This is a genomic window from Streptantibioticus cattleyicolor NRRL 8057 = DSM 46488, assembly GCF_000240165.1.
Lineage (GTDB): Bacteria > Actinomycetota > Actinomycetes > Streptomycetales > Streptomycetaceae > Streptantibioticus > Streptantibioticus cattleyicolor.
Map to the genome: position 1 here is coordinate 519,106 of NC_017585.1, position 25,284 is coordinate 544,389.

The 25,284-nt window shown below is 73.0% G+C and carries 24 protein-coding genes and 4 pseudogenes; 12 read left to right on the top strand and 16 right to left on the bottom strand.

The annotated features are described in order from the left end of the window. The first annotated feature begins 45 nt into the window (after positions 1–45). The 3 genes from SCATT_RS29910 (at position 46) to SCATT_RS29920 (ending at position 2,767) form a co-directional block, all read left to right on the top strand. Entirely contained in the window at positions 46–885 is an 840-nt protein-coding gene (locus SCATT_RS29910) for an SDR family NAD(P)-dependent oxidoreductase (RefSeq protein WP_014151659.1), read from the top strand. A gap of 85 nt (positions 886–970) precedes the next feature. After that, entirely contained in the window at positions 971–2,281 is a 1,311-nt protein-coding gene (locus tag SCATT_RS29915; protein WP_231904933.1) for a wax ester/triacylglycerol synthase domain-containing protein, read from the top strand. A gap of 84 nt (positions 2,282–2,365) precedes the next feature. Then, complete coding sequence (locus SCATT_RS29920; protein WP_014151657.1) at positions 2,366–2,767, top strand: hypothetical protein; 402 nt, start codon at positions 2,366–2,368, stop codon at positions 2,765–2,767. 51 nt (positions 2,768–2,818) lie between these two features. Here SCATT_RS29920 and SCATT_RS29925 read toward each other — a convergent pair whose 3' ends face one another. The 3 genes from SCATT_RS29925 to SCATT_RS29935 form a co-directional block, all read right to left on the bottom strand. Continuing rightward, on the bottom strand, positions 2,819–3,373 hold the full coding sequence (locus SCATT_RS29925; RefSeq protein WP_014626807.1) for a vitamin K epoxide reductase family protein: 555 nt from the start codon (positions 3,371–3,373) through the stop codon (positions 2,819–2,821). A 40-nt stretch (positions 3,374–3,413) separates the two neighbouring features. Continuing rightward, positions 3,414–3,911 carry a hypothetical protein gene (locus SCATT_RS39895; protein WP_014151655.1) on the bottom strand — a complete coding sequence of 166 codons (498 nt, stop codon included), beginning with the start codon at positions 3,909–3,911 and terminating at the stop codon, positions 3,414–3,416. A gap of 309 nt (positions 3,912–4,220) precedes the next feature. Continuing rightward, the gene (locus SCATT_RS29935; RefSeq protein WP_014151654.1) at positions 4,221–5,042 is read right to left on the bottom strand and encodes an SDR family NAD(P)-dependent oxidoreductase; all 822 of its coding nucleotides are present in this window, start codon (positions 5,040–5,042) and stop codon (positions 4,221–4,223) included. A 355-nt stretch (positions 5,043–5,397) separates the two neighbouring features. On the opposite strand from SCATT_RS29935, the gene SCATT_RS29940 reads away from it, so the two are divergent. After that, positions 5,398–6,843, top strand: a complete 1,446-nt coding sequence (locus SCATT_RS29940; RefSeq protein ID WP_041823699.1) for a carboxylesterase/lipase family protein — start codon at positions 5,398–5,400, stop codon at positions 6,841–6,843. A 21-nt stretch (positions 6,844–6,864) separates the two neighbouring features. Here SCATT_RS29940 and SCATT_RS29945 read toward each other — a convergent pair whose 3' ends face one another. Then, complete coding sequence (locus SCATT_RS29945) at positions 6,865–7,818, bottom strand: hypothetical protein (protein WP_014151652.1); 954 nt, start codon at positions 7,816–7,818, stop codon at positions 6,865–6,867. A 598-nt stretch (positions 7,819–8,416) separates the two neighbouring features. Between SCATT_RS29945 and SCATT_RS29950 the strand changes: the two genes are divergently transcribed. Beyond that, positions 8,417–9,595, top strand: a complete 1,179-nt coding sequence (locus SCATT_RS29950; protein ID WP_014151651.1) for an alpha/beta hydrolase family protein — start codon at positions 8,417–8,419, stop codon at positions 9,593–9,595. A gap of 31 nt (positions 9,596–9,626) precedes the next feature. Here SCATT_RS29950 and SCATT_RS29955 read toward each other — a convergent pair whose 3' ends face one another. Together SCATT_RS29955 and SCATT_RS29960 are read right to left on the bottom strand one after the other, a co-directional pair. Beyond that, positions 9,627–10,283, bottom strand: a complete 657-nt coding sequence (locus SCATT_RS29955) for a response regulator (protein WP_014151650.1) — start codon at positions 10,281–10,283, stop codon at positions 9,627–9,629. After that, positions 10,280–11,476 (bottom strand): sensor histidine kinase, encoded by a 1,197-nt coding sequence (locus tag SCATT_RS29960; RefSeq protein ID WP_231904931.1) that lies wholly within the window; start codon positions 11,474–11,476, stop codon positions 10,280–10,282. The genes SCATT_RS29955 and SCATT_RS29960 overlap by 4 nt, the downstream gene beginning before the upstream one ends. 244 nt (positions 11,477–11,720) lie before the next feature. On the opposite strand from SCATT_RS29960, the pseudogene SCATT_RS37090 reads away from it, so the two are divergent. Then, a pseudogene (locus tag SCATT_RS37090) lies at positions 11,721–12,142 on the top strand (ATP-binding cassette domain-containing protein); the annotation flags it as partial. A gap of 4 nt (positions 12,143–12,146) precedes the next feature. On the opposite strand, the pseudogene SCATT_RS39900 reads toward SCATT_RS37090, so the two are convergent. Together SCATT_RS39900 and SCATT_RS29965 are read right to left on the bottom strand one after the other, a co-directional pair. Beyond that, positions 12,147–12,351 (bottom strand): annotated as a pseudogene (locus SCATT_RS39900) (IS982 family transposase); the annotation flags it as partial. Between the two features lie 54 nt (positions 12,352–12,405). Continuing rightward, the gene (locus tag SCATT_RS29965) at positions 12,406–12,879 is read right to left on the bottom strand and encodes a GNAT family N-acetyltransferase (RefSeq protein WP_231904930.1); all 474 of its coding nucleotides are present in this window, start codon (positions 12,877–12,879) and stop codon (positions 12,406–12,408) included. Positions 12,880–13,108: 229 nt separating this feature from the next. Here SCATT_RS29965 and SCATT_RS29970 point away from each other — a divergent pair, with 229 nt between their 5' ends. Further along, positions 13,109–13,717 carry a hypothetical protein gene (locus tag SCATT_RS29970; RefSeq protein ID WP_014151647.1) on the top strand — a complete coding sequence of 203 codons (609 nt, stop codon included), beginning with the start codon at positions 13,109–13,111 and terminating at the stop codon, positions 13,715–13,717. Positions 13,718–13,745: 28 nt separating this feature from the next. On the opposite strand, the pseudogene SCATT_RS39905 reads toward SCATT_RS29970, so the two are convergent. Next, positions 13,746–14,119, bottom strand: a pseudogene (locus tag SCATT_RS39905) (hypothetical protein); the annotation flags it as partial. A 241-nt stretch (positions 14,120–14,360) separates the two neighbouring features. Between SCATT_RS39905 and SCATT_RS29975 the strand changes: the two are divergent. After that, positions 14,361–15,065 carry a hypothetical protein gene (locus SCATT_RS29975; protein ID WP_014151645.1) on the top strand — a complete coding sequence of 235 codons (705 nt, stop codon included), beginning with the start codon at positions 14,361–14,363 and terminating at the stop codon, positions 15,063–15,065. Between the two features lie 146 nt (positions 15,066–15,211). On the opposite strand, the gene SCATT_RS39910 is transcribed toward SCATT_RS29975, so the two are convergent. After that, positions 15,212–15,370 (bottom strand): hypothetical protein, encoded by a 159-nt coding sequence (locus SCATT_RS39910; RefSeq protein ID WP_014151644.1) that lies wholly within the window; start codon positions 15,368–15,370, stop codon positions 15,212–15,214. Between the two features lie 716 nt (positions 15,371–16,086). On the opposite strand from SCATT_RS39910, the gene SCATT_RS29980 reads away from it, so the two are divergent. The 3 genes and pseudogenes from SCATT_RS29980 to SCATT_RS29990 all read left to right on the top strand — a co-directional run bounded on the left by SCATT_RS29980 (position 16,087) and on the right by SCATT_RS29990 (position 17,044). After that, entirely contained in the window at positions 16,087–16,452 is a 366-nt protein-coding gene (locus SCATT_RS29980; protein ID WP_014151643.1) for a hypothetical protein, read from the top strand. 62 nt (positions 16,453–16,514) lie between these two features. Then, positions 16,515–16,712 (top strand): annotated as a pseudogene (locus tag SCATT_RS29985) (nucleotidyl transferase AbiEii/AbiGii toxin family protein); the annotation flags it as partial. A gap of 38 nt (positions 16,713–16,750) precedes the next feature. Beyond that, positions 16,751–17,044 (top strand): DUF1348 family protein, encoded by a 294-nt coding sequence (locus SCATT_RS29990; protein WP_014151641.1) that lies wholly within the window; start codon positions 16,751–16,753, stop codon positions 17,042–17,044. A gap of 148 nt (positions 17,045–17,192) precedes the next feature. Here SCATT_RS29990 and SCATT_RS29995 read toward each other — a convergent pair whose 3' ends face one another. From SCATT_RS29995 to SCATT_RS30020, 6 genes are all read right to left on the bottom strand, one after another. After that, complete coding sequence (locus tag SCATT_RS29995; RefSeq protein WP_014151640.1) at positions 17,193–17,783, bottom strand: ALF repeat-containing protein; 591 nt, start codon at positions 17,781–17,783, stop codon at positions 17,193–17,195. Between the two features lie 61 nt (positions 17,784–17,844). Further along, positions 17,845–18,813, bottom strand: coding sequence for a PfkB family carbohydrate kinase (locus SCATT_RS30000; RefSeq protein ID WP_014151639.1), 969 nt, complete (start codon positions 18,811–18,813; stop codon positions 17,845–17,847). Then, entirely contained in the window at positions 18,810–19,844 is a 1,035-nt protein-coding gene (locus SCATT_RS30005) for a zinc-dependent alcohol dehydrogenase family protein (protein WP_014151638.1), read from the bottom strand. The genes SCATT_RS30000 and SCATT_RS30005 overlap by 4 nt, the downstream gene beginning before the upstream one ends. Before the next feature lie 129 nt (positions 19,845–19,973). Beyond that, positions 19,974–20,756, bottom strand: coding sequence for a DeoR/GlpR family DNA-binding transcription regulator (locus tag SCATT_RS30010; protein WP_014151637.1), 783 nt, complete (start codon positions 20,754–20,756; stop codon positions 19,974–19,976). A gap of 439 nt (positions 20,757–21,195) precedes the next feature. Continuing rightward, positions 21,196–22,050 carry an endo alpha-1,4 polygalactosaminidase gene (locus SCATT_RS30015; protein ID WP_014151636.1) on the bottom strand — a complete coding sequence of 285 codons (855 nt, stop codon included), beginning with the start codon at positions 22,048–22,050 and terminating at the stop codon, positions 21,196–21,198. A 152-nt stretch (positions 22,051–22,202) separates the two neighbouring features. Then, a complete protein-coding gene (locus SCATT_RS30020) occupies positions 22,203–24,266 on the bottom strand; it encodes a phosphocholine-specific phospholipase C (RefSeq protein ID WP_014151635.1) in 2,064 nt (687 codons plus the stop codon). A 275-nt stretch (positions 24,267–24,541) separates the two neighbouring features. Here SCATT_RS30020 and SCATT_RS30025 point away from each other — a divergent pair, with 275 nt between their 5' ends. Continuing rightward, complete coding sequence (locus SCATT_RS30025; RefSeq protein WP_014151634.1) at positions 24,542–25,270, top strand: hypothetical protein; 729 nt, start codon at positions 24,542–24,544, stop codon at positions 25,268–25,270. Positions 25,271–25,284: the final 14 nt, after the last annotated feature.

Sequence of the window (25,284 nt, forward strand, 5' to 3'; positions counted from 1 at the left end):
ACCGTCCCGACCGCCACGACCGTCACGACCTCGGAAGGATCCCCCATGACCGTGACCGACCTGTTCCGGCTGGACGACGTACGGGCCCTGATCACCGGGGCCTCCCGGGGCATCGGCGCGGCGATCGCGCAGGCCTTCGCCGAGTCGGGCGCCCGGGTGGCGCTGGCCGCCCGCACCGAGCGGGCCACCGAGGACGTCGCCGGACGCATCGGCCGCTCCTGCGGCACCGAGGCCCACCGGGTCGCCGGTGACCTGGCCGACCCCGAGGTGGCGCCCCGCCTGGTCGACCAGGCCGCGCACGCCCTCGGCGGCCTGGACGTGCTGGTGCACAACGCCGGTGTGCTCCCCACCGATCCGCAGGGCAACCCGGTGCTCAAGCCGTTCGCCCGTTCCACGCCCGAGGAGTGGCAGCCGGTGGTGGCGGTCAACCTGGCCGCCACGGTGGCGTTGTGCCGCGCGGCCCACCGTCATCTGCTGGAGTCGCCGCGCCCCAGCGTGCTGCTGGTCTCCTCGGTGGCCGGGCTGATCGGGGTGCCCACCATGGAGGCGTACGGGGTGACCAAGGCGGCCCAGGTGTCGCTGGCCCGTTCGCTGGCCACCGGGTGGGCGCCGCAGCGCATCCGGGTCAACGCGCTCTGCCCCGGCTGGGTGCGTACCGACATGACCTCCGTGGTCCACGGCGACGAGGCGCTCTCCGGCCACCTGCTGCGGCACGTGCCGATGCGCCGGTGGGCCGACCCCGGGGAGGTGGCGGGTTCGGCCGTCTTCCTCACCTCGCCGGCGGCCTCGTTCATCACCGGCCAGGCGCTGGTGATCGACGGCGGGCTGTCGGTGCCGCACGGCGGACTCGCCGACCTCGCGGCCGGCCCGCCGGACGGGATGTGAACGCTCACACGGCCGACGCCACCGCCATCACGGCGTACGCCCGGCCGTACCCGGCGACGACAGCTACCGAAGGGACGGTACGACCGTGTCACAACCGACCGCCGCGCCCCGGCCGACCGGGACGGCGCCGCCCGCCCGGGACCGGATGACGCCCAAGGACCGCCTGGTGTGGCGTCTGGAGACCGATACCGACATCCGGCCGATCATCGTGCTGCTGTTCCTGCTCGACGGCGAGGTCACCACGCCCGCGGTGGTCGAGTGGCACCGCTCCGCGTGCGCCGTCGTACCACGGCTGGCCGCCCGGGTGGTCACCCCGCGCCGCCCCGGCGCCGGACCGCGCTGGGAACCCGACCCGCACTTCGACCCGGCCCGGCACGTACTGCGGGTGGCGCTGCCCGGCAAGGGCACCCGGGCCGAACTGCTCTCCCTGGTCGAGGAGTTGGTGCAGACACCGTTCGTCCCGGGCCGGCCGCTGTGGCAGTGCTACCTGGTCGACGGGGTGGAGGGCGGCCGGACCGGGTACGTGCTGAAGATCTCGCACACCATCGCCGACGGGCTGCGGTTGCGGGAGTTGTTCCTGCACCAGTCCGCGCAGGCGCGGATGCTGGGCGGCGTCAAACCGGGCGGGCGCGGGAACGGGGCGGGCGGCCGGGGCCGGCGGACCGCGGAGGCGCTGCGCTTCTGCGGCCAGGTCGCCCGGGACATGGCCGATCCGCCGGGCCGGCCGCGCGGCACCGGGGACGGGGTGGCCCGCCGCTTCCACACCGTCGACCTGCCGATGGCACGGCTGCGGGAGATCGCCCGGGGCGCCGACGGATCCGTGCAGGACGTGCTCGTCGCCGGGCTCACCGAGGGGTGCCGCCGGTACTACCAGCACCGGGGGGTCCACCGCCCGGTGCTCACCGTCTTCTCCCCCTACGGGCGCGCCCCGCTGACCCGGGACGACCCCAGTCCGATGGGCAACCACTGGTTCATCATCCGCTTCCCGGTACCACTGTGCCCCGGCGACCCGGCCGCGCGGGTACGGGCCGCCCGCGCCGCCGTGCGCGAGGTCTACCACCGCGGCGCACCGGACTGGATGGGCGCCGTGGCCCGCGTCTCCCCCGCCGTTCCGGGGCGTTGGCTCCAGACCACCTTCCGGCGCTTCTCCGCCTCGCACGACTTCATCATCAGCAACATCCCCGGGCCCAGGCGGGCGATCCAGGTGGCCGGCGCCACGGTGACCGAGATCTACGGCATCGCCCCCACGCTCGGCGCCGCGCTGACCGCGACCACGGTGTCGTACGGCGGCACCTGCCATGTGGTGCTCAGCATCGACCCGTTCGTCGTCCCCGACCCGGCGGTCTTCGCCGACTGCCTGCGCGGCGGTCTGGAGGAGGTCACGGCGGGCGGCTGAACGGCGGGCGGGCCGGTCCGCCATGCGGGTGCGACCGGAGGCGGCGTGCTCGGACGCGGTGGTGGGGCCCGGCACAGTGTGGGTATGCCGTGCCGTCCGCTGCTGCTCGCCGCCGTTGTCGTCGTGTCGCTGTCGGGGTGCGCCACGGTGCGTCCGGATCCGGTGCCGGTGCGGGTGCGGGTGGCGCCGGCCGTGATCCGGCCGGGTGCGGCGCGTACCGGGATGGTGACGCCGCAGCCGGTGCCGTCGCCGTCCGCGTCCGCGTTCCCGTCCCGTGCCCGGGTGCGGCGCCTGCCGGTTTCCGCGCGCCAACACGGCCGTCCGGCGCGCCGCCACCGCTCGGGGTCCCGGCACCGGCACCCCGGGCCCGTCCGCCGCGCCCCGGACGGGTGGTGGGACGCCGGCGGTACGGCGGTGTGCGCCCCGGGTGCGGCGCTGCGGTTGCCGGTGGACTGGACGGAGGTCTGCCGCGGGCTGGTGCGCTGACGTGACGGACGGGGCGCGCGGTCACCACGGCACCGGTCACCACGACACGGTTCACAACAACGTCCGCCAGTAGAACCAGAACCGGCACCCCACCAGCACCACCACCGTCCCACACCACACCACCGGCACGGCCCACGGGAACTCCAGCACGGCGATGGCCAACCGGCGGGGCGTGGGCAGCAGACCGCGACGGACGATGTGGTGCGCGCTCACACAGCAGGCGACGACGGTGACCGCCCACACCAGGCAACACCACAGGCACAACGCGCCGATGGCGTAGAGGGCCTGGGACATCAGCCACATGCAGAACCCGGCACCCAGCAGCGTCCCGGCGCCCAGGGCGAGGCAGTACCACCTGCCCAGCCGCGCCCCGCCCAGCAACGCGGCACCGGTGGCCACCAGCACCGGATAACCGGCCAGTCCCAGCAGCGGGTTGGGGAACCCGAACACCGACGCCTGGGCGCTGACCATGACGTCGGTGCAGGAGAGCACCGGGTTGATGGTGCAGGCCGGACGGAAGTGCGGGTCGCGCAGGAGTTCCAGCTTGTCGACGGTGATCACGAACGAGGCGATCAGCCCGAGCACCCGGTGACCACGAGCGCCCACGCGGTCGCGGCGGACGCCCTCCCCGCCGCCGGACCCCGGCTCACCGGGCGCCCTTCCCGGCCCCGCCGCACCCCGCGTACCGAACCGTTCCGGCCGGCCACACCACGCGCACCGGCTTCCCCAGCCCACCCGCGAACGCGACCAGATGCGCGGTGGCATCCCGCCCGTCGGACGGCGAACCGTCCCACACCGCCACCAACTGACGGCAACAACGCACCAGTTGCTCGTCGGCGGCGACCCGGTCCTGCCGCACAGCCGGGTCGTACGGCAACAAATGGACGCGTTCGGCGAGGGCCAACAACTCACCGGCGGCACGCCGGTCACCCTCGGGCAGACTCCCCCGGGCCGGCAACACAACCACCACCGGACGCCCCACCCGCCGCGCCGCCCTCCCCGCCACCACCGGCAACCTCGCCGCCGCCCTCACCACCACCGGATCCCCCACCGGCGCCACCCCCTCCAACGCCCCTTCCAACTCCCGCGCCACCACCTCCAACACCCCCGCACTCAAACCCCCATGCCCCACCAAACCGATCACCACTCACCTCCACGCATCCACCACCGTCCTCCCCCGACACCCAACCCACCCCCCACCCACCCCCACCAGGGCCGAACGTCCCGCCCGCCAAGTGCCGTTCGGGCATGCCCCCCGACGACGGGCTCAGGCGGTGGGGGGCATCGGGATGGCTGCGGACGCGGGGGGTGTGAGGGGGCCGCCGGGTTCGTGAGCGCGCACAACCGCCGCTCGGTGCGGTGGTGGTCGGCCGCAAGCACGGAAGGCAGGGGCGTCGGGGGGGACGGTGAGCGCTCACAACCGGGCGGGTCGGCGACGACCGTAACCCCCCGTTCACGCCGCCCGGGCGACGAGCCGGTCGGCGAGTTTGCACAGGCGGCGCACCGTGCGGTCGTCGGTGGCCACCGGGGCGGCCGGGGAGGGGGCGGTGCGGTCGTAGTAGGTGCCGGGGCGGATGTCGGTGGCGGGGTCGCAGAGGCGTACGACGTGGGCGGCGCCGTCGGCGGCGGGGTCGCCTTCGTGGGCGTAGAGGGGGAGGAGGGCGGTGTCGCAGATGCCCGGGTGGACGCTGACCGCCGTGCAGTTGGAGTCGGCGGGGACGGCGGCGCGGGTGAAGACGGTGAGGGCGAGTTGTGATTGCGCGTAGGCGGCGAGTCGGGAGTAGCGGCGGGCCCGGTTGACGTCGTTCCAGGCGATGGAGGCGGTGCGGTGCATGGAGGAGGAGACGTTGACCACGCGGCTGCCGGGGCGGGCGGTGAGCGGGCCGGCGAGGCGCCGGGTGAGCAGGTAGGCGGCGAGGAAGTTGACCTGGAAGGAGATCTCCAGTCCGTCCCCGGTGAGGGTGTGGCGTTCCGGGGCGGCCACCGCCGCGTTGTTGACCAGCAGGTCGAGCACGGGGTGGACGGCGGCCGTGACCCGGGCCAGTTCCTCGACCTCGGCGAGCCGGGTGAAGTCGGCCGCGACGGGCTCCAGCCGGTCCGCGTCGGCGCCGGCGGCCACCAGCCGGTCGACGGCGTCGCGGGCGGACACGGCGTCCCGGGCGTGCACGAGCACGGTGCAGCCCTGTGCGGCCAGGAGACGGGCGGTCTCCCAGCCGATGCCGGAGGCGGCTCCGGTGACCAGGGCGGTACGCGACGGCAGGGGTGAGCGGGTCATGGGTCCTCGTCCAGAGTGCGGGATATGGGATACGGGCAGGCCGGGCCCGCGGAAGGCAGGGCGCGGTCGGCCGGCGTGGTGGTGTGTGGTGATGTGAAGCGAAGTGATGCGGCGACGCCGCCCCCGGGTCAGTTCACCGGGCGCGGACGGCGTGCGGGATCGACGGCGGCACCCGTACTCGGTGGCCGGTCGTCGTGGCGCGGACCGCTGTTCACCCCGCCATGGAAGCCGACCGGGCCGGGCGGTTCAAGCGCCCGGCGGGCTCGCTGACGTTTCCCTGACGTACCCGTTCCGGCGGGGCGGCCGGGTGACGTCGGTCCTGGCGGGAAGGGCGGTGCGCGAGGTATGCAGGGGTATGGACTGCGAAACGCGAGAACGGCCCGTGGTGGCCACGAAGTACGGCCCGGTACGCGGGGTGCGCGAGGAGAACGGGGTGGCGGCCTTCCGTGGTGTGCCGTACGCCGCCCCGCCGGTGGGCGCGCTGCGGTTCGCCGCGCCCCGGCCGCACCCGGGGTGGGAAGGTACGTACGACGCGGCGCGCCCCGGCCCTTCGGTGCCGCAGAACCCGTCCCGGCTGGAGGCGGTGATGGGAGCCAGGGTGCCGGACTGGGACGAGGAGGGCTGCCTGAACCTCAACGTGTGGGCGCCGCCGGGCGATCCGGTGCGGCGACCGGTGCTGGTCTGGTTCCACGGCGGCGGCTTCACCAGCGGCAGCGGCGGCTGGGACTGGTACGACGGCGGGCGGCTCGCGGCCCTCGGTGACATCGTGGTGGTGACCGCCAACTACCGCCTGGGGCCGCTGGGTTACCTGTGGCTTCCCGGCATCGGCGCGGAGAACGCCGGCTGCCTGGACCAGGGCGCGGTGCTGCGGTGGGTGCGTGACAACATCGAGGCGTTCGGCGGTGACCCGGGACGGGTGACGGTCGGCGGGCAGTCGGCCGGGGCGTTCTCCGCGCTCCACCTCGCGGTGGATCCGGCGACCGCGCCGCTGGTGCACCAGGTGGTGGCGGAGTCGGGGCCGTGGGATCTGGCACCGCAGGAGCCGGCGGAGGCGGACGGGGCCGCCGCGGACTTCCTGCGCATCCTCGGCGTCGAGGGGGACGCCGACCCGGGGGCGGCGCTGCGGGCCCGGCCGGTCGAGGAGTTGCTCGCCGGGTACGCGCGGCTGATGGCGGAGCGCGCCGGTGGTGTGGCGCCGCCGATGTATCCGGTGCTCGGCGGCCCCGGTGTGCCGCGTGCCGCCATGGCCGCGGTGGCGGACGGCGCGTTGGACGGCAAGGGGGTGCTGCTGGGCAGCACCGAGGACGAGATGACGGCGTTCTTCGCCTTCAACCCGGCCGTGCAGGCACTCGGCCGCGAGGAGGTGCTCGCTTCGCTGGGCGACGACGCCGAGGCCCGTTACGCCTCGTACGCGGCCCGGCGGCCCGGGGCGACCCCGGCGCGGGTGCTCACCGACGCCGTCACCGACCGGGTCTTCGGTGACGGCGTCCGGGAGATCGCCGCCCGGTGCGCGGCAGGTGACCACCCGGCGTACGTGTACCGTTTCGCCCGCCGTCCGTCGGTGGACGAGGCGGGGCTGGGCGCCACGCACTGCGCCGAACTGCCATTCCTGTTCGGCACGTTGGATGCCTTCGCGGTGGCGCCGATGCTCGGCCCGGTGGACGACGGCGACCGGGAACTGGCCGCTGCCTTCGGCGGTGCGGTGGCCGCGTTCGTGTCCGCCGGGGACCCGTCGGCCCACGGTTTGTCTTCCTGGCCGCCGTATCTGGCCGGGTCGGATCCGTTCGTGCGGCGTTTTTGACGTGTGATGTCTGACGGTTGGTCAGCTCACCGTGACCCGCCAGTCGCTGTTGGGTGTGACCACTTGGCTGTGGATGCCGGCGCACAGGTAACCGGCCGGGTCCATGGCGGGCTTGGGGAAGACGGAGGAGTTGGCGGGGACGGCCGCGGACCAACCGGCGGCGTCGCGGATCTGCGTGGCGCCGCTCTCCACCGTCCGCCCCGCCAGGTCGTCGCAGACCTGGACGTTGCCGGTGGCCGGATCGACCGCCGAGTAGTACTCGAACATGTCCCAGCCGTAGGCGACGCCGCTGTGGTCGGTGCCGTTGCTGGTGAAGAAGGTGCGCCAGACGCCGGCGGAGTAGTCGTAGAGGTAGGCGGTCCAGGTGTTGCTGGTCGCGTCGGTCTGCTCGACCTTGGCGCTGTAGGCCGTGCGTCCGCCCACGGTGGTGCCGTAGCGGGCGAGGAAGGCGTCCTCGACGGTGACGGTGGCGCCGATGTCCGTCCCGGAGTTGGTGCACCAGTCCCAGGCCCAGATCTCGGCACCGGAGTCGGTGTGCACGGTGACCAGTTCGATGCAGGCACCCGGGCCGGGCTTGAAGGTGGGCGCGTAGAGCACGTCGTCGGCGTCGCTGAGGGTGAGCGCGGGGTCGAGGGTCTGGGTGGCGCTCAACCCCAGGACGCCCGCACCGCCCGCGGCCACCTTGGTCCCCCACCACTTGTGATTGGTGCTCGCCGCCGGACGCAGCGCGCCCGCTCCGCCGCGCAGCCGCCGGAACCGCTCGACGGCGGCACGGTCACGTGCGGTGACAGCATGCGTGCCGATGGCCCGCCCCGGCACGGTTCCGCGGGCCGGCGCGGTGGGCGCGGGCACCACCGGACGGGCGGTCGCGTCCTGCGGGCCACTCAACCCGGCAGCCAACAACACACCAGCGACGACGACCCCGGCACCCCGCAGGGCTCTCCCGGTTCCGCCGCGCTTGACGGGCACACGCATGGCGGACGCCTCCTCGGCACCTCGACAACGGGCGCCGCCCATGGTGGGCCCGCCCGACCGCACTCACCAGCAGGCGCGCCCGACGTGAAACAGCAATGGCGGGAACATGACAGCTTCGTGCTCCGGCACGTCGATGTCTTCAGCGGGGCGGGGTGGTAGCTCAGGCATGGCGGGGGGGTTGGCGGTCCGCCGGTTGGGGGGTGACGGAGGCGGTGGAGCACAGCCATTCCGCCGGGTCGACGGTGGTGGTGAGCCGCGTTGTGCCGGGTGGGGAATCCTCGCGGGCGCGGGGACGACGGCGGGTTGAATCGGTAGACGCCGCGGCGCACCGGGCAACCCCCGTGGGCGCGGGGAGGACCTTGAGTCACGGGGACAGCGTCCTGCTGGTCACCGGGCCCTTCACCGGCCACGATGATTTCGCGGTGGCCCCCGCGCCCTATGGATTGCACGCGCGCCGGGACAGCTCGTCGTACTGCTCCGACCGGCAGTACCGGGTTCGGTCGGCCTGCGAGGGGACGGCGGATCCGCCCGGAAGCGGATGCGGCTGTCCACTCCTGAGCTGACGTCAGGCGCCTGGCTGCGACCTAGTTTCTGGGGCATGACCAGTATCCGCCGCGCGGCTGTGGCCGCCGCGCTCGCCCTCGTTCTGCCGTTGCCGATTGCCGCGGCGGCACCCGCCTTCGCCGCCGCGCCGTCCGCCGAGGCCTCCGCCGGCCCGGCGCCGGTTGGTTTCACGGCTGAGCTGCCTCGTCCGACCGGCCCGTACGCGGTCGGCCGGGACCTGCTGCACCTCGTCGACCAGCATCGCCGGGACCCCTGGGTGCCGTCGGCGGGAGCGCGGCAGCTGATGGTGTCGATGTACTACCCGGCCCGGCCTGGGAGCGGGGTGCCCGCTTCCTACATGACCACCGACGAGGCCCGGCTGTTCCTCCAGGAGAAGGCCCCGGGCTCCGGCATTCCACCCGAGGCACTGACCACCGTCCGCGCCTGGGCGCGGACGGATGCGCGCCCGGCGCCCGGGCGGTTCCCGCTGGTGCTGCTCTCACCCGGTTTCACCCTCCCGCGGGCGCTGTTCAGCAGCGTCGCCGAGGACCTGGCCAGCCGCGGGTACGTCGTCGCACTGATCGACCACACCTACGAGACCCCCGGCGTCACCTTCCCCGACGGACAGACCCTGCCCTGCGCCATCTGCGACCAGCCACCGACGGGCGGGCTGCCGGCCGTCGCCGAGAGCCGGGCGAAGGACGCCTCCTTCGTGATCGACCGGCTGACGTCCGCTCACTCACCCTGGTCCTACGCCCATCTGATCGACCGGCGACGGATCGGCATGGCCGGGCACTCCATCGGCGGCGACGCCGCCGCCGTGACCATGGCTGCCGACCGCCGGGTGCGGGCCGGGGTGAACATGGACGGCACCTTCCAGGTGCCGGTCCCGACCACCGGTCTGGACGGCAGGCCCTTCCTCCTGTTCGGCGCCCAGTCCGACGAGAGCCCGGGCATGGATTCCAGCTGGGACGACGCCTGGACGAGCCTGGACGGCTGGAAGCGCCGGCTCACCATTGCCGGCGCCGAGCACGGCACGTTCAGCGACCTGCCGTTGCTCTCCCAGGCGGTGGGCCGGCCCAGCCCGCCCGGGGCGATCGCGCCGCTGCGCGGGCTGGCGATCACCCGGACGTACCTCGGGGACTTCTTCGATCTTCAACTGAAGGGCGAACCGGAGCCACTGCTGGACGGGCCGTCCCCGGACGAGCCGGAAGTCGCCGTCCAGCTCCCGTAGCGCCGCGCGCGGTGTCCCCGTTCACACAGGCTCAGCCGGACGGGGACACCAGGCCCGCATCGTAGGCGGCGATGACGAGTTGGACGCGGTCGCGGGCGTCGAGCTTGGTCAGCAGCCGTGCCACATGGGTCTTGGCGGTGGCGGGGCCGATGAAAAGCTCCTCGGCGATCTCGCTGTTGGACAGGCCGCGCCCGATCAGGGTCAGCACTTCGCGTTCCCTGCCGGTGATGCCGTCGAGCCGTCGATGTTGCCGGGCGGGCGCCGGGCGCCCGGCGAAGTCCTCGATGAGGCGGCGGGTGACGCTCGGCGCGATCAGGGCATCGCCGGCCGCGACCACGCGGATCGCCGCGATGATGTCCACCAACGCCATGTCCTTGACCAGGAACCCGCTGGCACCCGCGCGCAGCGAGGCGTAGACGTTCTCGTCGTCGTCGAAGGTGGTGAGGATGAGGACGCGTGGCGTCGGGGAATCCGCGGTGATGGCCCGGGTGGCTTCGATGCCGTCCGTACCGGGCATGCGGATGTCCATCACCACGACGTCGGGTCGGACCTCATCGGCCAGTCGGACGGCTTCGGCGCCCGTTCCGGCCTCACCCACGATCTCCAGGTCAGGGAGGCCCGTGATGACCATGCTCAGTCCGGCGCGCACCAGTTCCTGGTCGTCGGCCAGTACCACTCGGATCGTCATAGCGGCAGCTGCGCCGCCACTCGGAAGCCGCCCTCGGGCCTGGTGCCCGCGCTGAACAGGCCGTTCAGCAAGGCGACCCGTTCCCGCATCCCGGAGATCCCGTATCCTGACCCCGAAGCGGCACCGGCCCGCACATCTGCTCGCGCGCCGGCCCGGCCCGCCCCGCGTCCGTCGTCGACGATCTCGACGGCCAACTCCTCGTCCCCGTAGTCCACGGACACCTGGCAGTGCCGGGCGCCGGAATGGCGCACCGTGTTGGTGACCGACTCCTGGATGATCCTGAAGGCGGCCACGTCGACCTCGGGTGGCAGCGGCCGGCGCTCGCCCTGCCAGTGCACCTCGACCCGTACTCCGGCGTCCGTCGTCGTCTCGGCCAGCCGGTCGACGGCCTCCAGGCCCACTGCCGCAGGCGGCGTTGCCGTGTCGTCGTCGGCTCGGCGCAGCGAGACGAGCATGCGTCGCAGTCCGGCCAGCGTCTCGCGGCTGGTGGTCTCGATGGCGTCGAGCGCCTTGCGTGCGTCCTCCGGCCGGGTGTCCAGGACCAGGCCTGCCGCGCCGGCCTGGATCGCGATGACGCCCATGCTGTGCGCCACCATGTCGTGCACCTCCCGGGCGATCCGCAGCCGCTCGGCCGTCAACGCCTGTGTGCGCAGTGCCTGGCCGTAATCCCGTTGCCGGCGTACCGAGTTGCCGGTCAGCCAGGCGATGGCGACCACCGCGATGAGGGCGGCCATCATGCTGAGGAAGTCGCTGAGCGCCTCCTGCGCCTGGTCCATCGCCCACCACTGGCAGGGCCAGGCGGCCAGCTCGACGCAAGCGGCCGCGAGGGCGGTACGGCGCGGACGAGTGGCCGCGAGGTAGCCGACCAGGACGGCCATCACCAGGAAGAACGGCCAGGTCTTCGCGCCGACCGCGGCCGCCGCGCACGATTCGGCCAGCAGCACCCCGAACACCGGCAGTGGCCGACGGTGGGCCCATCCGAGGGCCAGCGCCGACGCGACGGCCATCGCCTCCCGGGGCAGGACGCCCACGGAGACGGACTCGTGGGACGGCAGCGGGAGCGGTCCCATCCGACTGGTCGTGGTGACGAACAGCAAGAGCGCGAACAGAGCGGCAGCGCACCAGGTCAGCGCCGACCACACCGGCGACGGCAGCCGTCTCGGCCACGGAGGACGCGGCATCGCTCGATCCACACCGGGATCGTAGCCGTCCCCCACCCGCCGGGAGTCCCCCTGCGGCCGTACGCCCGCAGGGGGAGCGGCTCACCCCGTCCGCCGACGGCCGGCCGCCACACCGGCCCGACCTGCGAAAACGTTGACGGCGACGGCGCTGGAGCCGAGCCGGTCGGCCGATGTAGCGGCCGGTCCCGACGCACCCGGAAGCGGCGAGACCCGGTGCACGGTCGGCTTTTCGGACCACCACTCAGGAGGACACAGCGTGACCGCCGTCTTGCGGGCCCAAGCGCGGGGCACGAGGTACAAGCAGCGCCGGGCCTTGTCGGACTGCACGCTGGACGTCCCGGCCGGTCGCGTCGTCGGGCTGGTCGGCCCCGACGGAGCCGGGAGGTCCACGCCACAGAACCTCGCCGCCGGCATGCTGACACCGACCTCGGGCGCCATCGAGGTGTGCGGCAGCCTCCCGGCCGACGGCGCGGCGCAGCTGGCGAAGGTGTGTTTCGTCGCCCAGGACACCCCCACCTACGCCGGCCTCAGCATCGAGGATCACCTTCGGCTCGCCGCCCATCTCAACCCGGGCCGGAACACGCCCAGTTGGCACGCGATCGGATTCGGCGACTCGGTCTGCAACCCGGTCAGCGGGCGGGGAGGCTCTCGGGCGGGCACCGGATCCGCGTCGATCTCCTTGGGCGCCGGCATGGCGCAGCCAGCGGGCCTCGGAGGTGAAGCCGAGCATCGCCTGCATCATCGCCAGTGTTACCAGCTCGGCGTCGCCGAGCCGCGGCACGATGCCCACGGCCGGGCGGTGCGGGGCGAATTGCGGCGAGGCCTTCAGCAGGCCCGTCGGTCTTCACATGGAGTGCGGTCGCGAGGGCGTCCAGGTCGTTCGTCACAGACTGACCGTGGGTGCCCTCGCATCGTCCGCGCAGTCACTACCAGAACTTCGCTCAGCTGGGAGCGACGGGCTGTTCGAGGAGCTCGGCCGGGCGGTCGAATCCGCAGCGCCGGTACAGCGGCGCGCTGCGCTCGGACGGCCACACGATCAACGTGTCCAGGCCGTGAGCGCGCGCATAGCCGGTGGCCTCTTCGAGCAGGGCCCTGCCCAGACCGCGATCGCGCTGTTCAGGGACAACGTAGAAGTTGGTCACGTAACCGAGCGCATCGGAAGCCGGATAGGGACTCGGGACCTTCTCCACGAGACACACGAACACGTGGCCACAGGGCCGACCGCCCACTTCCGCGATCCAGACGCGCCACGGCCCGGCCATCCGGGAACGCAGCCACTGCTCGCACTCAGCGGTGAACTCCTCCTCATCCTGCGGGACTTCGTCTCCGCCGTCCTCCACCTTGAACCGCCAGCGCATAGCTGCCAGCGCGGGCGCGTCATCGGATTCTGCTCGACGGATAACCACGTCACTCATAGCCACACTCTCCCAGGCTGATCCGCCGGAGGAAATGGCCCTTGGCTGTCCAGCGACCCCTTGAAAATGATCACCTGGTCAGAGCTGGTGCCCAGCCTGCTTGCTTGTCGGTCTTGAGAGGACGTTCTCAACCGCTTTACCCGGTTCGACCGCTGGCTTGGCCAGGTGGGCTGGATGGCGCGGAGTGACACGGTTGCCAGGCCGGCGCAGGGCGAACGAGGTGGACCCTATGCTGACGGTCATGCAGGTACTGGGCGTGAGCAGTGAGGACGAGATGGTCGCCTGCTTCTTGCGCGGCGAGCTGTCCAGCCAGAGGTTCGGCCAAAACCTCCGGTCCCAACTTGCGGTGGCCGGGCAGGCCGAGCAGTTGCTGACGCATCCAGACCTCGCCGACGCCGGAGCGAACTTCGCACGTCGCGCTCTGCTCGCTGCGACGCGCGGGTACGGCGAGAACCGCGATCTGTTCGAGAACTTCCCCACTCAGGTCACGTGGACCAGGGCACTCCTGTCCGCCGACGAGGCGGCCTGCGTGCGCTACCTCGACTATTCCTACTGGGTTGAACTGTCGGGTGGTAGCCGCCGGCCGACCGACGCTGCTGCACGCGTCAAGGCAGGGCTACGGACGTTCGACGTTTCCAACGAACCGTTTGTCGACGCGGCCCAGGCACTCCTCACGGGAGAGCAGTTTCCTCCGCTCATCCTCGTCGGTGAGAGGCAGGACGACCTGGTCTGCCTTGAGGGCCACCTGCGCCTGACCGCCTACGCCCTCATCGGCTTCCAGACCGAGATCGAGTGCCTGATCGGCATCGCGCCGAACATGGGACGCTGGGCGAAGTAGCCGCGCCGAACTCTCGGCGCCCCGAAGGTCAGGAGGACCGGTGAGCCGGGGAGTCCGGGTTGGGCCGCATCAGTAGCATGTCCTCGCCCCAGGCGTCCAGCACCGCCGCATGGCCGGCGGCCCGGGCAACCGCCTCGACCCGGGCGAAGAGCCGCTGCTGCAGCGGCTCTTCGCGGGTCGCGGTGATCCGGGCAACGGTGTCCACGGCGCTCTCCCAGCCGGGCAGCGGGAACCGGTCCAGCTCCCAGGCCAGGTACTTGTTATAGGGGCGCGGTCGGCGGTCCAGGGCGAAGAGCGGGTCGAGCAGGAACCCGTCACCGGCGCCGCGTCGACGTGGCAGGCGAGCGGGTTGCCGTCACGGTGGTTCTTGAACGCGCGGTAGAGCGAGTTGGCGTAGGCGTCCGGCAGGGCGTCGCCGCGCGCGCTCACCGCCTACGACCACTGAACCCCTTGGAATTGATCATCTAGCCGGCGCCGGCAGGCGGCGCACCGCCTTGAGTACCCGGCGCACGCCTTGCGCGGTCCCTGTCGACGGTCACGTCATTCCCCAGGTGCTGGCAGGCGGGCGGAGCATCCACGCCGCGGCCGCGGCAAATCTGTTCGACGGCGCTGGCCGCGGCGGGCATGATCCGCATTCGTGACAATGACGAAGCAGTCTCTGGTCCAGGCGGCCGCCCGCAACAACGCCGAGTGGTGCGCCGTGATGAGCCGATCGCACGGTTTGAGTAGCTCGTTCGGGCGGCAGGCATGGTCCGCTCCGGTCCGGACGCCGCTGTACTACCCCGACGCGGTGACGCTGGTGCCGGGCGCCGATAGAGCCGATCTGCTGGCACGGATCGATACTGGGGTGCCCGGCGCCAGTGTCAAGGACAGCTTCGCCGACCTCGACCTCACGCCGGCAGGCTTTCAGGTGCTGTTCGACGCGCAGTGGATCCACCGTCCGGCGAGCGCTCCAGCCGCCGCGCCGGACCTTGCCTGGGGCGTGGTCGACAGTCCGGAGATGCTGCGGGCCTGGGCACTCGCCTGGGACGACGGCGGGAGCAACGCGGACCTGTTCCGGCCCGAGTTGCTCGACGATGCGGCCACATTCGTGCTCGCCGGCCGGCGCGACGACGGTCGCGTGGTTTCCGGCGCTGTGGCGAGCCGCAGCGGCCACGTGGTCGGGATCTCCAACGTCTTCGCGTTGGAAGGCGGCAGCGACGCGGCCTGGCCGGCGGTGCTGGACGCGGTGTACTGGCTGTTCCCGGCCCTGCCCGTAGTCGGCTACGAGCACGGCGAGGATCTGAATACCGCCGTCCGCCACGGGTTCGAGGCGATCGGGCCACTGCGGATCTGGCAGCGGGGCTAGCATCCGGAAGGCGAACTTCACCGGCGGACAGTCGCCTCTGTCCGTGCGTTTGCCCTGGTCAAGGGCGACGTGAGTCTTGACCAGCTCGCTCTCGTGGAAGACCTGGACCATGGTCGCGGTGGAGCGGACGTCCACGCGCCGGCCGATCAGCTCCAGGGCACCGAGTAGAGGGTGCGGCCGGCTTTGACGTGGATGTCCGGGCCGACGGTGGCGGTGGCGGTGGCGGTCAGCGAAGCCAGCACGGCCACGATGCCTCGGCGCCACCGCCGACGGTAACGCGAGGCGCTGTCCGGGTCCTTCATCATGCGCGGTGCCCCTTCTCCTGGGAAGCGCCCGACGCCCGGCGCAGACAAGCGCGTGCCGCCGGGGACGGGCCGGAAAACAGAGTGGATGCGTGCGCCGCAGACGGACCGGCAGCGGATGCCGAGAACGACAAGGAGGCGGGCTCGGCTTTTCCGGGGCAGCCGCTGCGGCGTGGTCCTGTCGTACCGGCCGGAGCGCTCGTCCCTCTACGCCGGGGCGTTCACCGTGATGTTCACTGAACAACCCCCTGCGCGGTGAACAACGCTTTCCGCAAGTCAGGGAACGAGTCGTGCCCCTGGCGCCAAACGCTCCGGCACACCGACGCCGCGCTGACAGCCGGGCGGGGTTGCGGGCCGGAGCAGACGCCAGCGTCGCCGTTCACGGCGTCGTCGCCCACACCCGGCGCGCCAATCCGCTCCGCACGGAGGCACTCCCCCGCCTCCCGCCGCTCGGCCTGCCGGATGACCGCGGCGGCTGTCCCAGGGAAACGCGCACATCGATGACACTGGCCGCACCCGGCCGGGGTTCCGGGCCGTCGCCGGGCCACCCCTCAAGCTGTGCCCTGGGGCAGCACACCCGGTCGGCCCCGTTCGACTCCGCTGCTCGCCGAGGGCCGGGTCCTTGTGTGCCGGTCCTGCGACCAGGACCCTTCGCCGTTCTCATGGTGCGGATACGCCGAACATCTCCTGCCTCGCCGGGTGCGTGCCAGAATCGTGGCATGGTCCAGTCGTCGTCCGCCGCCGCGTTCCCGTCCGCCGCCGAGGTGCTGCGCGCCCGGTACACCGGTCGGCTGCCCGCCCGCCTGGAGGACCTGGCCGGTCCCCGGCATGGCCGGGTCGACCTGCCGCTGCACATCGCCTGGTCGGGTCTGCGCACTCTGGATCTGGACCGGCCCCGGCAGCGGATGAGCCTGTACCGCACCGTGCTCGCCGAGGGCCGGCACGACGACCGGACCGCGCTGCTCGACCGCGACCTGCTCCTCGACCAGTGGCCGGTGCTGCGCACCCTGGTCAGCCGGCACATCCGCACCGCCTGGGAGAACGCCTTCCCCCTCCTGGCCCACCGGGCGGCCACCGCCGCGTGAACCTCAGCGACCTGCACCGCCGGCTCCTCGCCGACGTCCTGGCCATCGGCACCCCCTAACCCCTGGTGATCACCGGCGGCTACGCCGTCCAGGCCCACGGCCTGGTCGACCGCCTCAGCCAGGACCTGGACGTCGCCACCGAGAACCCCGCCCCCATGCCGGAGATCACCCGCGACCTGGAACAGGGCCTGACCCAGCGCGGCTGGCACGTCACCGTCGTCGGCACCGACCCCCTGGCCGCCCGCGTGCTGGTAACGGAGAACCCGCGTCCTCCGCGTCGCGACGAGAGCAGCCCGCCATGACGACCCGCGCCCACCGTAAGGCTCACGCGGCCGATGAGGCGTGGAACACCCTCAACCCGGAGCAAGTCGCGCTCACGGGCACGGCGGACCCCGTGTGGCGCAACTGCAACCGCAACCGTGATCGATACATCACCGGTCGGGATGCCGTCGTGACGTTCCTGCGGGAGAAGTGGTCGCGTGAACTCGAGTACGCGTTGCGGAAGGAGTTGTGGGACTTCCACGGCGACCGCAGCGCGGTGCGGTTCCGGTACGCGTATCACGAGGCGAAGGGCCAGCGGTGGCGTGCCTAGGGCAACGCGTTGTGGGGCCATCAACGACGTGGCCATTGCCGAGGGTGAGCGACATGTCGCCGGTCCGCGCCGGGCGGAGGGACGGAGGGGCGAAGGGGGCGGGCCGCCGCGCTCTCCGTGTGGTGAGCGCGGCGGCCCGCCCCCGAGGTCAGCGCTTGACCTGGTACTGCCCGACCTCCAGGAAGTGCCGCAGTTCCTCGGGGGTGCCGTCGATGGCCTTGCCGGCCGCCGCGCGCAGGGCGTCGCTGCTCTTCGGGTCGGCGAGGATCCGGGCTATGGCCACGCGGTCGTCCTCGGCCCGGGCGAGCCGGAAGCCGCTCTCCAGGAAGGCGCGCAACGCCTCCGGAGTACCCGCGTCCAAAGCCTTGTTGGCCTCCCGCACCACCGCCTTGCCACTGCTCTTGTCCGCCAGGATACGAAGGATCGCCACCCGGTCGTCCTCCGCCCGCGCCAGCCGGTAACCGCTCTCCAGGAACGCGCGCAACGCCTCCGGAGTACCCGCGTCCAGAGCCGCGTTGGCCTCGCGCACCACCGCCTTGCCGCTGCTGTTGTCGGCCAGGATGCGAAGGACGGCCACGCGGAGGTCGTCCAGGGACATCTGGTCGACGGGGGTGGTGGCGGGGGCTGTGGCGGTGGTGGTGGGGGGCGGGGTGGTGGCGAGGGCGGGGGCGGCGGTGAGGAGGAGGGCGGGTGTCATGGCGGCGGCCACGACGAGGAGTGCGGCGCGGGTCGGCCTCATGGGTGGGTCCTTCCTGAAGACCGTTGATGGATGATCATCTTGATCTGTGCCCGCTGTGAGATCAATGTGAGCGCCGTGTGATGTGCGCGGCAGGCCGTCCTGGGCCGGCCAGGTCCGCCGCGATGTCCGCCGGGACGACGAGGTCGGCGCCGGCGCGGGCGCAGACGGCGGCGGCCGTGCGGGCGCCGAGGCGGAGGGCGTCGTCGAGTTGATGGTGTGTCAGGTCGGCGAGGGAGTCCGGGGCGAGGAGGCCGGATCCGGCCAGCCGGGCGAGGAGGCCGGCGGTGAAGGCGTCCCCGGCGCCGATGGTGTCGACGACCTGGACCGGGACCACGGGGACGTCGACGCGCAGGCCGCCCGGGGTGAACGCGGTGCTGCCGTCGGCGCCGCGGGTGAGCACCACCAGGCGTCCGTCCCCGGCCAGCCGGCGGCAGGTGTCCTCCACCGGTTCGTCCGGCCACAGCAGCCGTACGTCCTCGTCGCTCACCTTGACCAGGTGGGCCAGTTGGCACAGGCGCACCAGGCGGGCCCGGCCCTCGTCGTCGGTGCCGGACCGGGCGTTGGGGTCGACGACGAGGGTGGAGCGCGCCGCCGCGGCCTCGGCGGTGGCGGCCACCGCGTCGTGGGCCGGGGCGGTCACGGCGGCCAGGCCGCCCACGCAGACGGCGGCGTACCGTTCCAGTCCGTCGGTGAGGGCCGGGACGCGGAAGGTGGCGGTGCCGGTGATGTGGAAGTCGTAGGCGGTGCCGTCCGGTCCGGGGTCGGCGACCGCGAGGGCGGTGGGCAGGGCGGTACGGGCGCTGGGCGTGAGGTCGACGCCGGCGCCGGTCAGCCGGTCGGCGCCGAGGGCGGCGAAGGCGTCGCGTCCGATGCCGCCGGCGAAGGCGACCGGGAGTCCGAGCCGGGCGAGCCCGACCGCCAGGTTGGCCGGTGCCCCGCCGGGGTACGCCACGTAACGGCTGCCGTCGCCGTCGGCGGCGGGCACCAGGTCCACCAACGCCTCCCCGGTCACCAGCAGCGGGGCGCTCATGACCGCGCCTCCGCAGCCGTGGCGGGCCCGGCCGTCCGGCGCGCCGGGTCGATGTGTATCTTGCGGCCGGTGCCGGCCCGGAAGGCGGCCACCGCCTCGTCGAACTGGTCGAGTCCGAAGACGTCGCTGACCAGCGGGTCGAGGTCGAGTCCGGCGGCGAGCAGGTCGATGGCGGGCTGGAAGCCGTGGTGGACGGCCATCGAACCGATGATGTCGATCTCGGCGTTGTAGACCCGGAACGGGGAGAGCCGGGCGGCCTGCGCCGGGTCGGCGACGCCGAACTGGAGGAAGGTGCCGCCCTTGCGTACCCGGCCCAGTCCGTCCTCGATGGCGGCCACCACCCCGGTGGCGTCGATGACCACTTCGAACCCCTGGGGGCGGTCGAGCATCCCGGCACCGGTGGCGACGGCGTCGGCGCCGAACCCCTTGGCGAAGGCGAGCCGTTCCTCGTTGGGGTCGACCATGGAGACCGAGGCGGCGCCGGCGTGGCGCACCACCGCGGACATCATCAGCCCCATGGTGCCGGCGCCGTAGATCAGGTAGTGCTCGCCGGGGCGGCGGGGCAGCCGGCCGACGGCGTGCACGGCGCAGGCGAGCGGTTCGACCAGGCCGGCGGCGGCCGGGGAGAGCGCCTCGGGGAGCGGGTGGCAGCAGCGGGCGGGGACCGCGACCAGTTCGGCGAAGCCGCCGTCCCGGGTGACGCCGACGGCGGTGTAGTCGTCGCACAGGTTGCCGCGGCCGATGCGGCAGTAATGGCAGGCGCCGCACGGCATGTTGGGGTCGACGGCGACCCGGGTCCCCACCGCCACCCCGGTGGCCCCCGGACCGCACTCCACGACCTCACCGGCGAGTTCGTGTCCGGGTACCAACGGGTAGCGGGCGGAGGGGAGTTCGCCGTCCAGGATGTGCATGTCGGTGCCGCACAGGCCGCACGCGTCGACCCGCACCACCACCTCCCCCGGCCCGGGCCGCGGATCCGGCACCTCGGTCGGGACGGCTGCGCCGGGCTCGGTGACCATGACTGCGCGCATGCGTCGGATGCTCCTCACTTCGCTGTGCGGTACGGGTGGTTGGGTGTGCGGTAGGGGTACGTGATGTGCGGCGGCCGTGCCGGGCGTGCGGCGGCACCGCCGTGGACGGTACGAGCGCCGGGCGCGGCGTCAACCGGTGGCGGCGGGGGCGCCGGCCCGGATGACCTGGGGGCCCAGCATCGAGTAGCGGCGGGCCTCGGCGGCCGGCAGACCGGTGTCGGTGACGATCGCCTCCAGGTCGGCCACCTCGGCGAACCGGCAGAAGCTCACCGCGCCGAACTTGCCGCGCACGCCCGCGAAGACGACCCGCCGGGCCGACCGCACCGCCTGCGCCTTGACCTCGCCGACCGCCGGATCGGGGGTGGTGAGCCCGTAGCCTCGGGAGATGCCGTTGGCGCCGAGGTAGGCGAGGTCGATGACGAAGCCGGCGAGCATCCGCACCGCGGAGTGGTCGACGGTGGCCAGGGTGCCGCCGCGTACCCGGCCGCCGAGCAGCAGGACGGTGGCGTGTTCCCGGTCGGCGAGGGCGGCGGCCACGGTGAGCGAGGCGGTCACCACGGTCAGCGCCCGGTCGGCGGGGAGCGCTTCGGCGATGAGTTGCGGGGTGTACCCCTCGTCCACGAAGACGGTCTCGGCGTCCCCCAGCAGTCCGGCGGCGGCCGTGGCGATCCGGGACTTCTCCGGGACGTGCTGGGTGGTGCGGAAGGCCAGGGTGGTCTCGAACCCGGCGGACTCCACCGGATACGCGCCGCCGTGGGTGCGCCGCACCAGTCCGTGGCCGGCCAGCACGGCCAGGTCGCGGCGGACGGTCTCCTTGGAGACGGCGAACTCCGCCGCGAGCCGGACGACGTCCACCGAGCCCTCGGTGCGGGCCCGTTCCAGTGTCCGCCGGCGCCGCTCATCCCCGTCCACGGCGCGCCTCCTTCCGGCTCCCGGTTACCGAACGGTCGTGGTGTGATGCCCGTTCGGGCTCGACCAGGTCGATTCAAACAAGCAGGTGCCCGCGTTCGCCAGGGCGGACGTGGCATCGATCATGCCCGTTCGTGCCCGGTTCAGCGGGACGTCGGCGCAGGTGGGGGCGGGTTCCGGGGGAAACGGTCTTCCGTGGCGGCGATGCGGGCGCCCGAACGGTGCCCGGAACCGCCGTGCCCGGCACGGACTCCGGGGCCGGCCCTGTTCGGGGCGGCGGGGTGAACGGTGGCCCCGGAGTCCGGTGGCCGAAGGTAACAGCTCCGGCGCCCGCGGGTAAGTCCTTGCGCAAGTTCTTGCGGTGCCGGGGAAGCCGGTGTGCCGTCGCCGTACGGGAACGGCTGCCGTGCCCGTACGGTCACCGGCCGTACCTGACGTTGCGTCAGCAGGTGGCGCGCTCGTACCCGTGGTCGCCGGGGGTGGAGACGTCCCGGTCGCGGCGGACGATGCTGAGCCGGCCGCCGAAGCCGGAGCATGCCTTGGCCATGCCGGCCTTGGTGTATTCGACGACCAGGACGCGGTCGTGGAAGGCGGAGGCGTAGGTGGCGCACTCGTCGTTCTCGGCGCACTCCTCGGCGACCGCGAAGTCCAGGTGGGTCTCGTCGCTCCGGTCGGCCAGCTCGGCGGTGTTCTTCTGCCCGATGGCCAGGTGCTTGGCGTGGGCGTGGTCGGCGAGCATGGTGATGAAGGCGGTGGCGTCGTCGTCGGTGAGCCGGTCGCCGGAGCGGGTGTAGCTGTCGTAGTTGTCGGGTTCGACGGCGTCGAAACCCTTGGCGGCGCACTCGTCGATCCAACCGTCGACCTTGGCGGCGATCCGGCGGCGTTTGGCGGCGGTGGAGATGTCCAGCAACGCCTCGTTCCAGTCCTTGTCGATCACCACCTTGCCGTGGTCGTCGCGGAGCAGGAGGTCGGCGGGCCACTGGTGTTCGGCGTCGGGCTGGGCCTGGAAGGCGTTGACGTAGCAGACGTTGTACAGCCCGCGGGCCGGGGTGGCGGAGTGGTCGCGGCTGACGACGCGTACCCCGGCGGGGGGCTGGTAGGGGCCGCCGATCTGGTAGTCGAAGCCGGCGTGCACCGGGGGCAGCCGGACGGCCTGGTGGGTCGCGGTGCTGGGCCGCGGGGCGGGGCCGTCGTCGTCGTGCTGTGGTGCGGCGCACGAGGTGAGCGCCACGGCCAGGGCGACGGCCGGCGCCGACCGGGCGGCCTTGCGGAAGCAGGCGGCGGACGCGGCGTTCATGGTGTGCTCCAACCCCGGACGCCTGTCGTGCCTTTCGGCGGTCGGCCCGCGTCCTTGCCGACCACGGCGCCAGTCTACCGGCGGCCCGTCCGGCGCCATCGCCGGCCGTCGCGCGGCCCCGGAACGCGGGTGGCGTTCCGGGGCCGGCCGGTTCAGTGGGTGGCGATCGCCGGGTCGCTGGTGCTGGGGTGCCCGGTCTCCACGTGGCCGGCCAGGCGGCGGACGAAGCGGGCGTCGGTGTCGCAGGTGACCGTCAGGTCGTACCAGCCGTGGCCGTGCCGGGTGGGCGCGAGGTGCACCGTGCGGGCGCCGGGGCGCAGCCGGTGGACGGCCGGGCGGGCGGAGCCGTAGGCGTCGGTGATGGTGACCCGTACCGTGCCGGGGCCGCTGTTGGCGATCACCAGGCGCACCTCGCCGGTGCGGCCGTCGTGCCGGGCGGTCACCTCCAGCCCGGTGCCGCCCGGGCGTCCGGCGAACCGCCGCAGGAAGCCGCCGGGGCCGTGCACCGTGAGGTCGTAGTCGCCCGCGCCGCCGGCGGCCGGGTGCCACTGCCCGGTCAGCCGCCGGCCGGATTCTACGGTGTAGCTCCACGGGCCGCTGCCGTCGGCCGAGGTGACGTGGAACGAGGCGCCGGCCGGGCCGTGGCTGGCGAAGTCGACGGTCAGCTCACCGGCGGCGGACAGCCGGGCGTCGGCGGACAGGTCGTACGGGAGCGGCCGGGCCGGGCGCAACCCCGGTTCCTGCTTGGGCAGTTCGCCCTGGGCGGGCGGGGTGGGCACGTAGTCGGGGTGCCGGTTGCGGTCGGGCGGGAAGTAGCCGCTGGTGTCGGGGAGGCGCGGCACCTTGCGGTCGGTGCGGTCGAAGTCGAAGGCGGAGGTGAGGTCGCCGCAGACGGTGCGCCGCCAGGCGGAGATGTTGGGTTCGTGGACGCCGAACCGCCGCTCCATGAAGCGGATGATGGAGGTGTGGTCGAAGACCTCGGAGCAGACCCAGCCGCCCTTGCTCCACGGGGAGACCACGAACATCGGCACCCGCTGGCCCAGTCCGTAGGGGCCGGCCACGTTCTGGTCGGAGCCGGTCGGGTGGAACAGCTCACCGGTGGTGTCGACGGTCGAGGCGCCCTGCTGCTCGGACGGCGGGGCGTACGGCGGCACGACGTGGTCGAAGAAGCCGTCGTTCTCGTCGTAGGTGATGAACAGCGCGGTGCGCGCCCACACCTTGGGGTTGGCGGTGAGCGCGTCCAGCACCTGGGAGATGTACCAGGCACCGTAGTTCGCCGGCCAGTTGGGGTGTTCGGTGAACGCCTCGGGGGCGGCGATCCAGGAGACCTGGGGGAGCCTGCCGGCCATGACGTCGGCCTTGAGGATGTCGAAGAAGCCCTGGCCGGACTTGGCGTTGGTGCCGGTGCGGGCCTTCTCGTGGAGCGGGTCGCCAGGCTTGGCCTGGCGGTAGTTGTCGAAGTACAGCAGCGAGTTGTCGCCGTAGTTGCCGATGTAGGCGTCCTGGGTCCAGCCCCAGGAGCCGGCGGCGTCCAGCCCGTCGCCGACGTCCTGGTAGATCTTCCAGGAGACGCCGGCCCGGTCCAGCCGTTCGGGGTAGGTGGTCCAGGAGTAGCCGGCCTCGGCGTTGGTGATCACCGGGCCGCCGCCGGTGCCGTTGTTGCCGACGCACCCGGTCCACATGTAGTAGCGGTTGGGGTCGGTGGGGCCCAGCAGCGAGCAGTGGTAGGCGTCGCAGATGGTGAAGGTGTCGGCGAGGGCGTAGTGGAACGGGATGTCCTCGCGGGTCAGGTACGCCATGGTGGTGGCCGTCTTGGCGGGCACCCAGCGGTCGTACCGGCCCTGGTTCCAGGCCTCGTGACCGCCGTTCCAGTCGTGGTTGAGGTCCTGGATGAACTGCAGGCCCAGGTTGTCCGCCCGCGGGCGGAACGGCAGCACCTCCTTGGTGCCGTCCGACTGGTACCACACCGGCTTGCCGTTCGGCAGCGACACCGGCCTCGGGTCGCCGAAGCCGCGTACCCCGCGCAGGGTGCCGAGGTAGTGGTCGAAGGAACGGTTCTCCTGCATCAGGACGACGACGTGGTCCACGTCGCGCAGCGTTCCGGTGCGGCGGTCGGGGGCGATCTCCGCCGCTCGGGCGATGCTGGTCGACAGCGCGGACAGGGCGGCCGTACCACCCGCCAGTTGCATGAACCTGCGGCGATCGAGGGATGTCATCTGGTGCTGTCTCCTGACGTCCTGGGCGGAGTGGTGCGGGGGCAGTGTCCCCAGCCGGCCGGGAACATATCGGTACCCGCGGGCGAAGTCACGACGAACCTTCGGCCAACTCGGGCGACGGCGGGCGCCCACCATACTCACCGCCCTCCACCCCCGCACCACCCCTGGACCTGCCCAAACGCGGCCGGTAGCCTGATCACCGACCGTGCCGCACCGGCCGTTGCCGCGCCGCGCGGACGCCCGCCACCACACGCGCCGACGCGGAGGCCGAACAGATGACGGCAGAGCGGACCTGGGCCGGGGCCTTCCCCCTCACCGACGTCACCGGCGCGCTGCCGGGCTGGCCGGTTCAGGTCGCCGCGGTGCTGCTGGAGGGGATGGCACCCGCCGACACCGGACAGTGGGCGCGACAGGTACAGGACCAGCTCGCCCGGATGGCCGCACGCCATCGTCAGGTGCCCTTCACCGTGGTGCACCACTGGCACTCCGGCGACGTCGGCCCGCTGCTCGCCGAGGCCGCCGGCCACCACGGCGAGGACCCGGCGGCACAGCACGCGGTGACCGCCCTCCACGACCGCGCCCTGGCCGGCGAAGCCGTCCCCGAGGAGGTGTGGCGCGCCACGCTCGAACCCGCGCTGCGCCAGGTCTACCGCTGGGCCTACGCCTACCAGGACGCCTACACCACCGCCTCCGACGCGGCGCGTGCCTTCGCCCTCAGCCGCGGTTACGACGAGGCCGAGGCCACCGCGTACGGCGAGAGCTACGCCCAGCTGAACACCGAGGCCAACGCCCGGGTGCACGCGGAGGCCAACGCGTCGGCCAACGCCGCCGCCGCTGCCGCCGCGTTCGCCGGGGCGGACCCGGCCGGTTACGCCGCCTGCGTCCCGTACGCGCACGTCCGCGCGTGCCTGCGGGCCTACGCCGGTGGCGACGGGCGGCGTCACCGGGACGGCTGCGTGCGGCTGGCCGGTGGTCTGGTGCGGGGCCTGACCCGGGTGGCCTGACCCCGCACCGGTGG

What these genes read in the sequence shown, in the direction of transcription:
- SCATT_RS29910 (WP_014151659.1), top strand. Translation starts at nt 46, where the DNA reads ATGACCGTGACCGACCTGTTCCGGCTGGACGACGTACGGGCCCTGATC.
- SCATT_RS29920 (WP_014151657.1), top strand. Translation starts at nt 2,366, where the DNA reads ATGCCGTGCCGTCCGCTGCTGCTCGCCGCCGTTGTCGTCGTGTCGCTG.
- SCATT_RS29935 (WP_014151654.1), bottom strand. Translation starts at nt 5,042, where the DNA reads ATGACCCGCTCACCCCTGCCGTCGCGTACCGCCCTGGTCACCGGAGCC.
- SCATT_RS29940 (WP_041823699.1), top strand. Translation starts at nt 5,398, where the DNA reads ATGGACTGCGAAACGCGAGAACGGCCCGTGGTGGCCACGAAGTACGGC.
- SCATT_RS29945 (WP_014151652.1), bottom strand. Translation starts at nt 7,818, where the DNA reads ATGCGTGTGCCCGTCAAGCGCGGCGGAACCGGGAGAGCCCTGCGGGGT.
- SCATT_RS29950 (WP_014151651.1), top strand. Translation starts at nt 8,417, where the DNA reads ATGACCAGTATCCGCCGCGCGGCTGTGGCCGCCGCGCTCGCCCTCGTT.
- SCATT_RS29955 (WP_014151650.1), bottom strand. Translation starts at nt 10,283, where the DNA reads ATGACGATCCGAGTGGTACTGGCCGACGACCAGGAACTGGTGCGCGCC.
- SCATT_RS29965 (WP_231904930.1), bottom strand. Translation starts at nt 12,879, where the DNA reads ATGAGTGACGTGGTTATCCGTCGAGCAGAATCCGATGACGCGCCCGCG.
- SCATT_RS29970 (WP_014151647.1), top strand. Translation starts at nt 13,109, where the DNA reads ATGCTGACGGTCATGCAGGTACTGGGCGTGAGCAGTGAGGACGAGATG.
- SCATT_RS29975 (WP_014151645.1), top strand. Translation starts at nt 14,361, where the DNA reads ATGACGAAGCAGTCTCTGGTCCAGGCGGCCGCCCGCAACAACGCCGAG.
- SCATT_RS39910 (WP_014151644.1), bottom strand. Translation starts at nt 15,370, where the DNA reads ATGATGAAGGACCCGGACAGCGCCTCGCGTTACCGTCGGCGGTGGCGC.
- SCATT_RS29980 (WP_014151643.1), top strand. Translation starts at nt 16,087, where the DNA reads ATGGTCCAGTCGTCGTCCGCCGCCGCGTTCCCGTCCGCCGCCGAGGTG.
- SCATT_RS29990 (WP_014151641.1), top strand. Translation starts at nt 16,751, where the DNA reads ATGACGACCCGCGCCCACCGTAAGGCTCACGCGGCCGATGAGGCGTGG.
- SCATT_RS29995 (WP_014151640.1), bottom strand. Translation starts at nt 17,783, where the DNA reads ATGAGGCCGACCCGCGCCGCACTCCTCGTCGTGGCCGCCGCCATGACA.
- SCATT_RS30000 (WP_014151639.1), bottom strand. Translation starts at nt 18,813, where the DNA reads ATGAGCGCCCCGCTGCTGGTGACCGGGGAGGCGTTGGTGGACCTGGTG.
- SCATT_RS30005 (WP_014151638.1), bottom strand. Translation starts at nt 19,844, where the DNA reads ATGCGCGCAGTCATGGTCACCGAGCCCGGCGCAGCCGTCCCGACCGAG.
- SCATT_RS30015 (WP_014151636.1), bottom strand. Translation starts at nt 22,050, where the DNA reads ATGAACGCCGCGTCCGCCGCCTGCTTCCGCAAGGCCGCCCGGTCGGCG.
- SCATT_RS30020 (WP_014151635.1), bottom strand. Translation starts at nt 24,266, where the DNA reads ATGACATCCCTCGATCGCCGCAGGTTCATGCAACTGGCGGGTGGTACG.
- SCATT_RS30025 (WP_014151634.1), top strand. Translation starts at nt 24,542, where the DNA reads ATGACGGCAGAGCGGACCTGGGCCGGGGCCTTCCCCCTCACCGACGTC.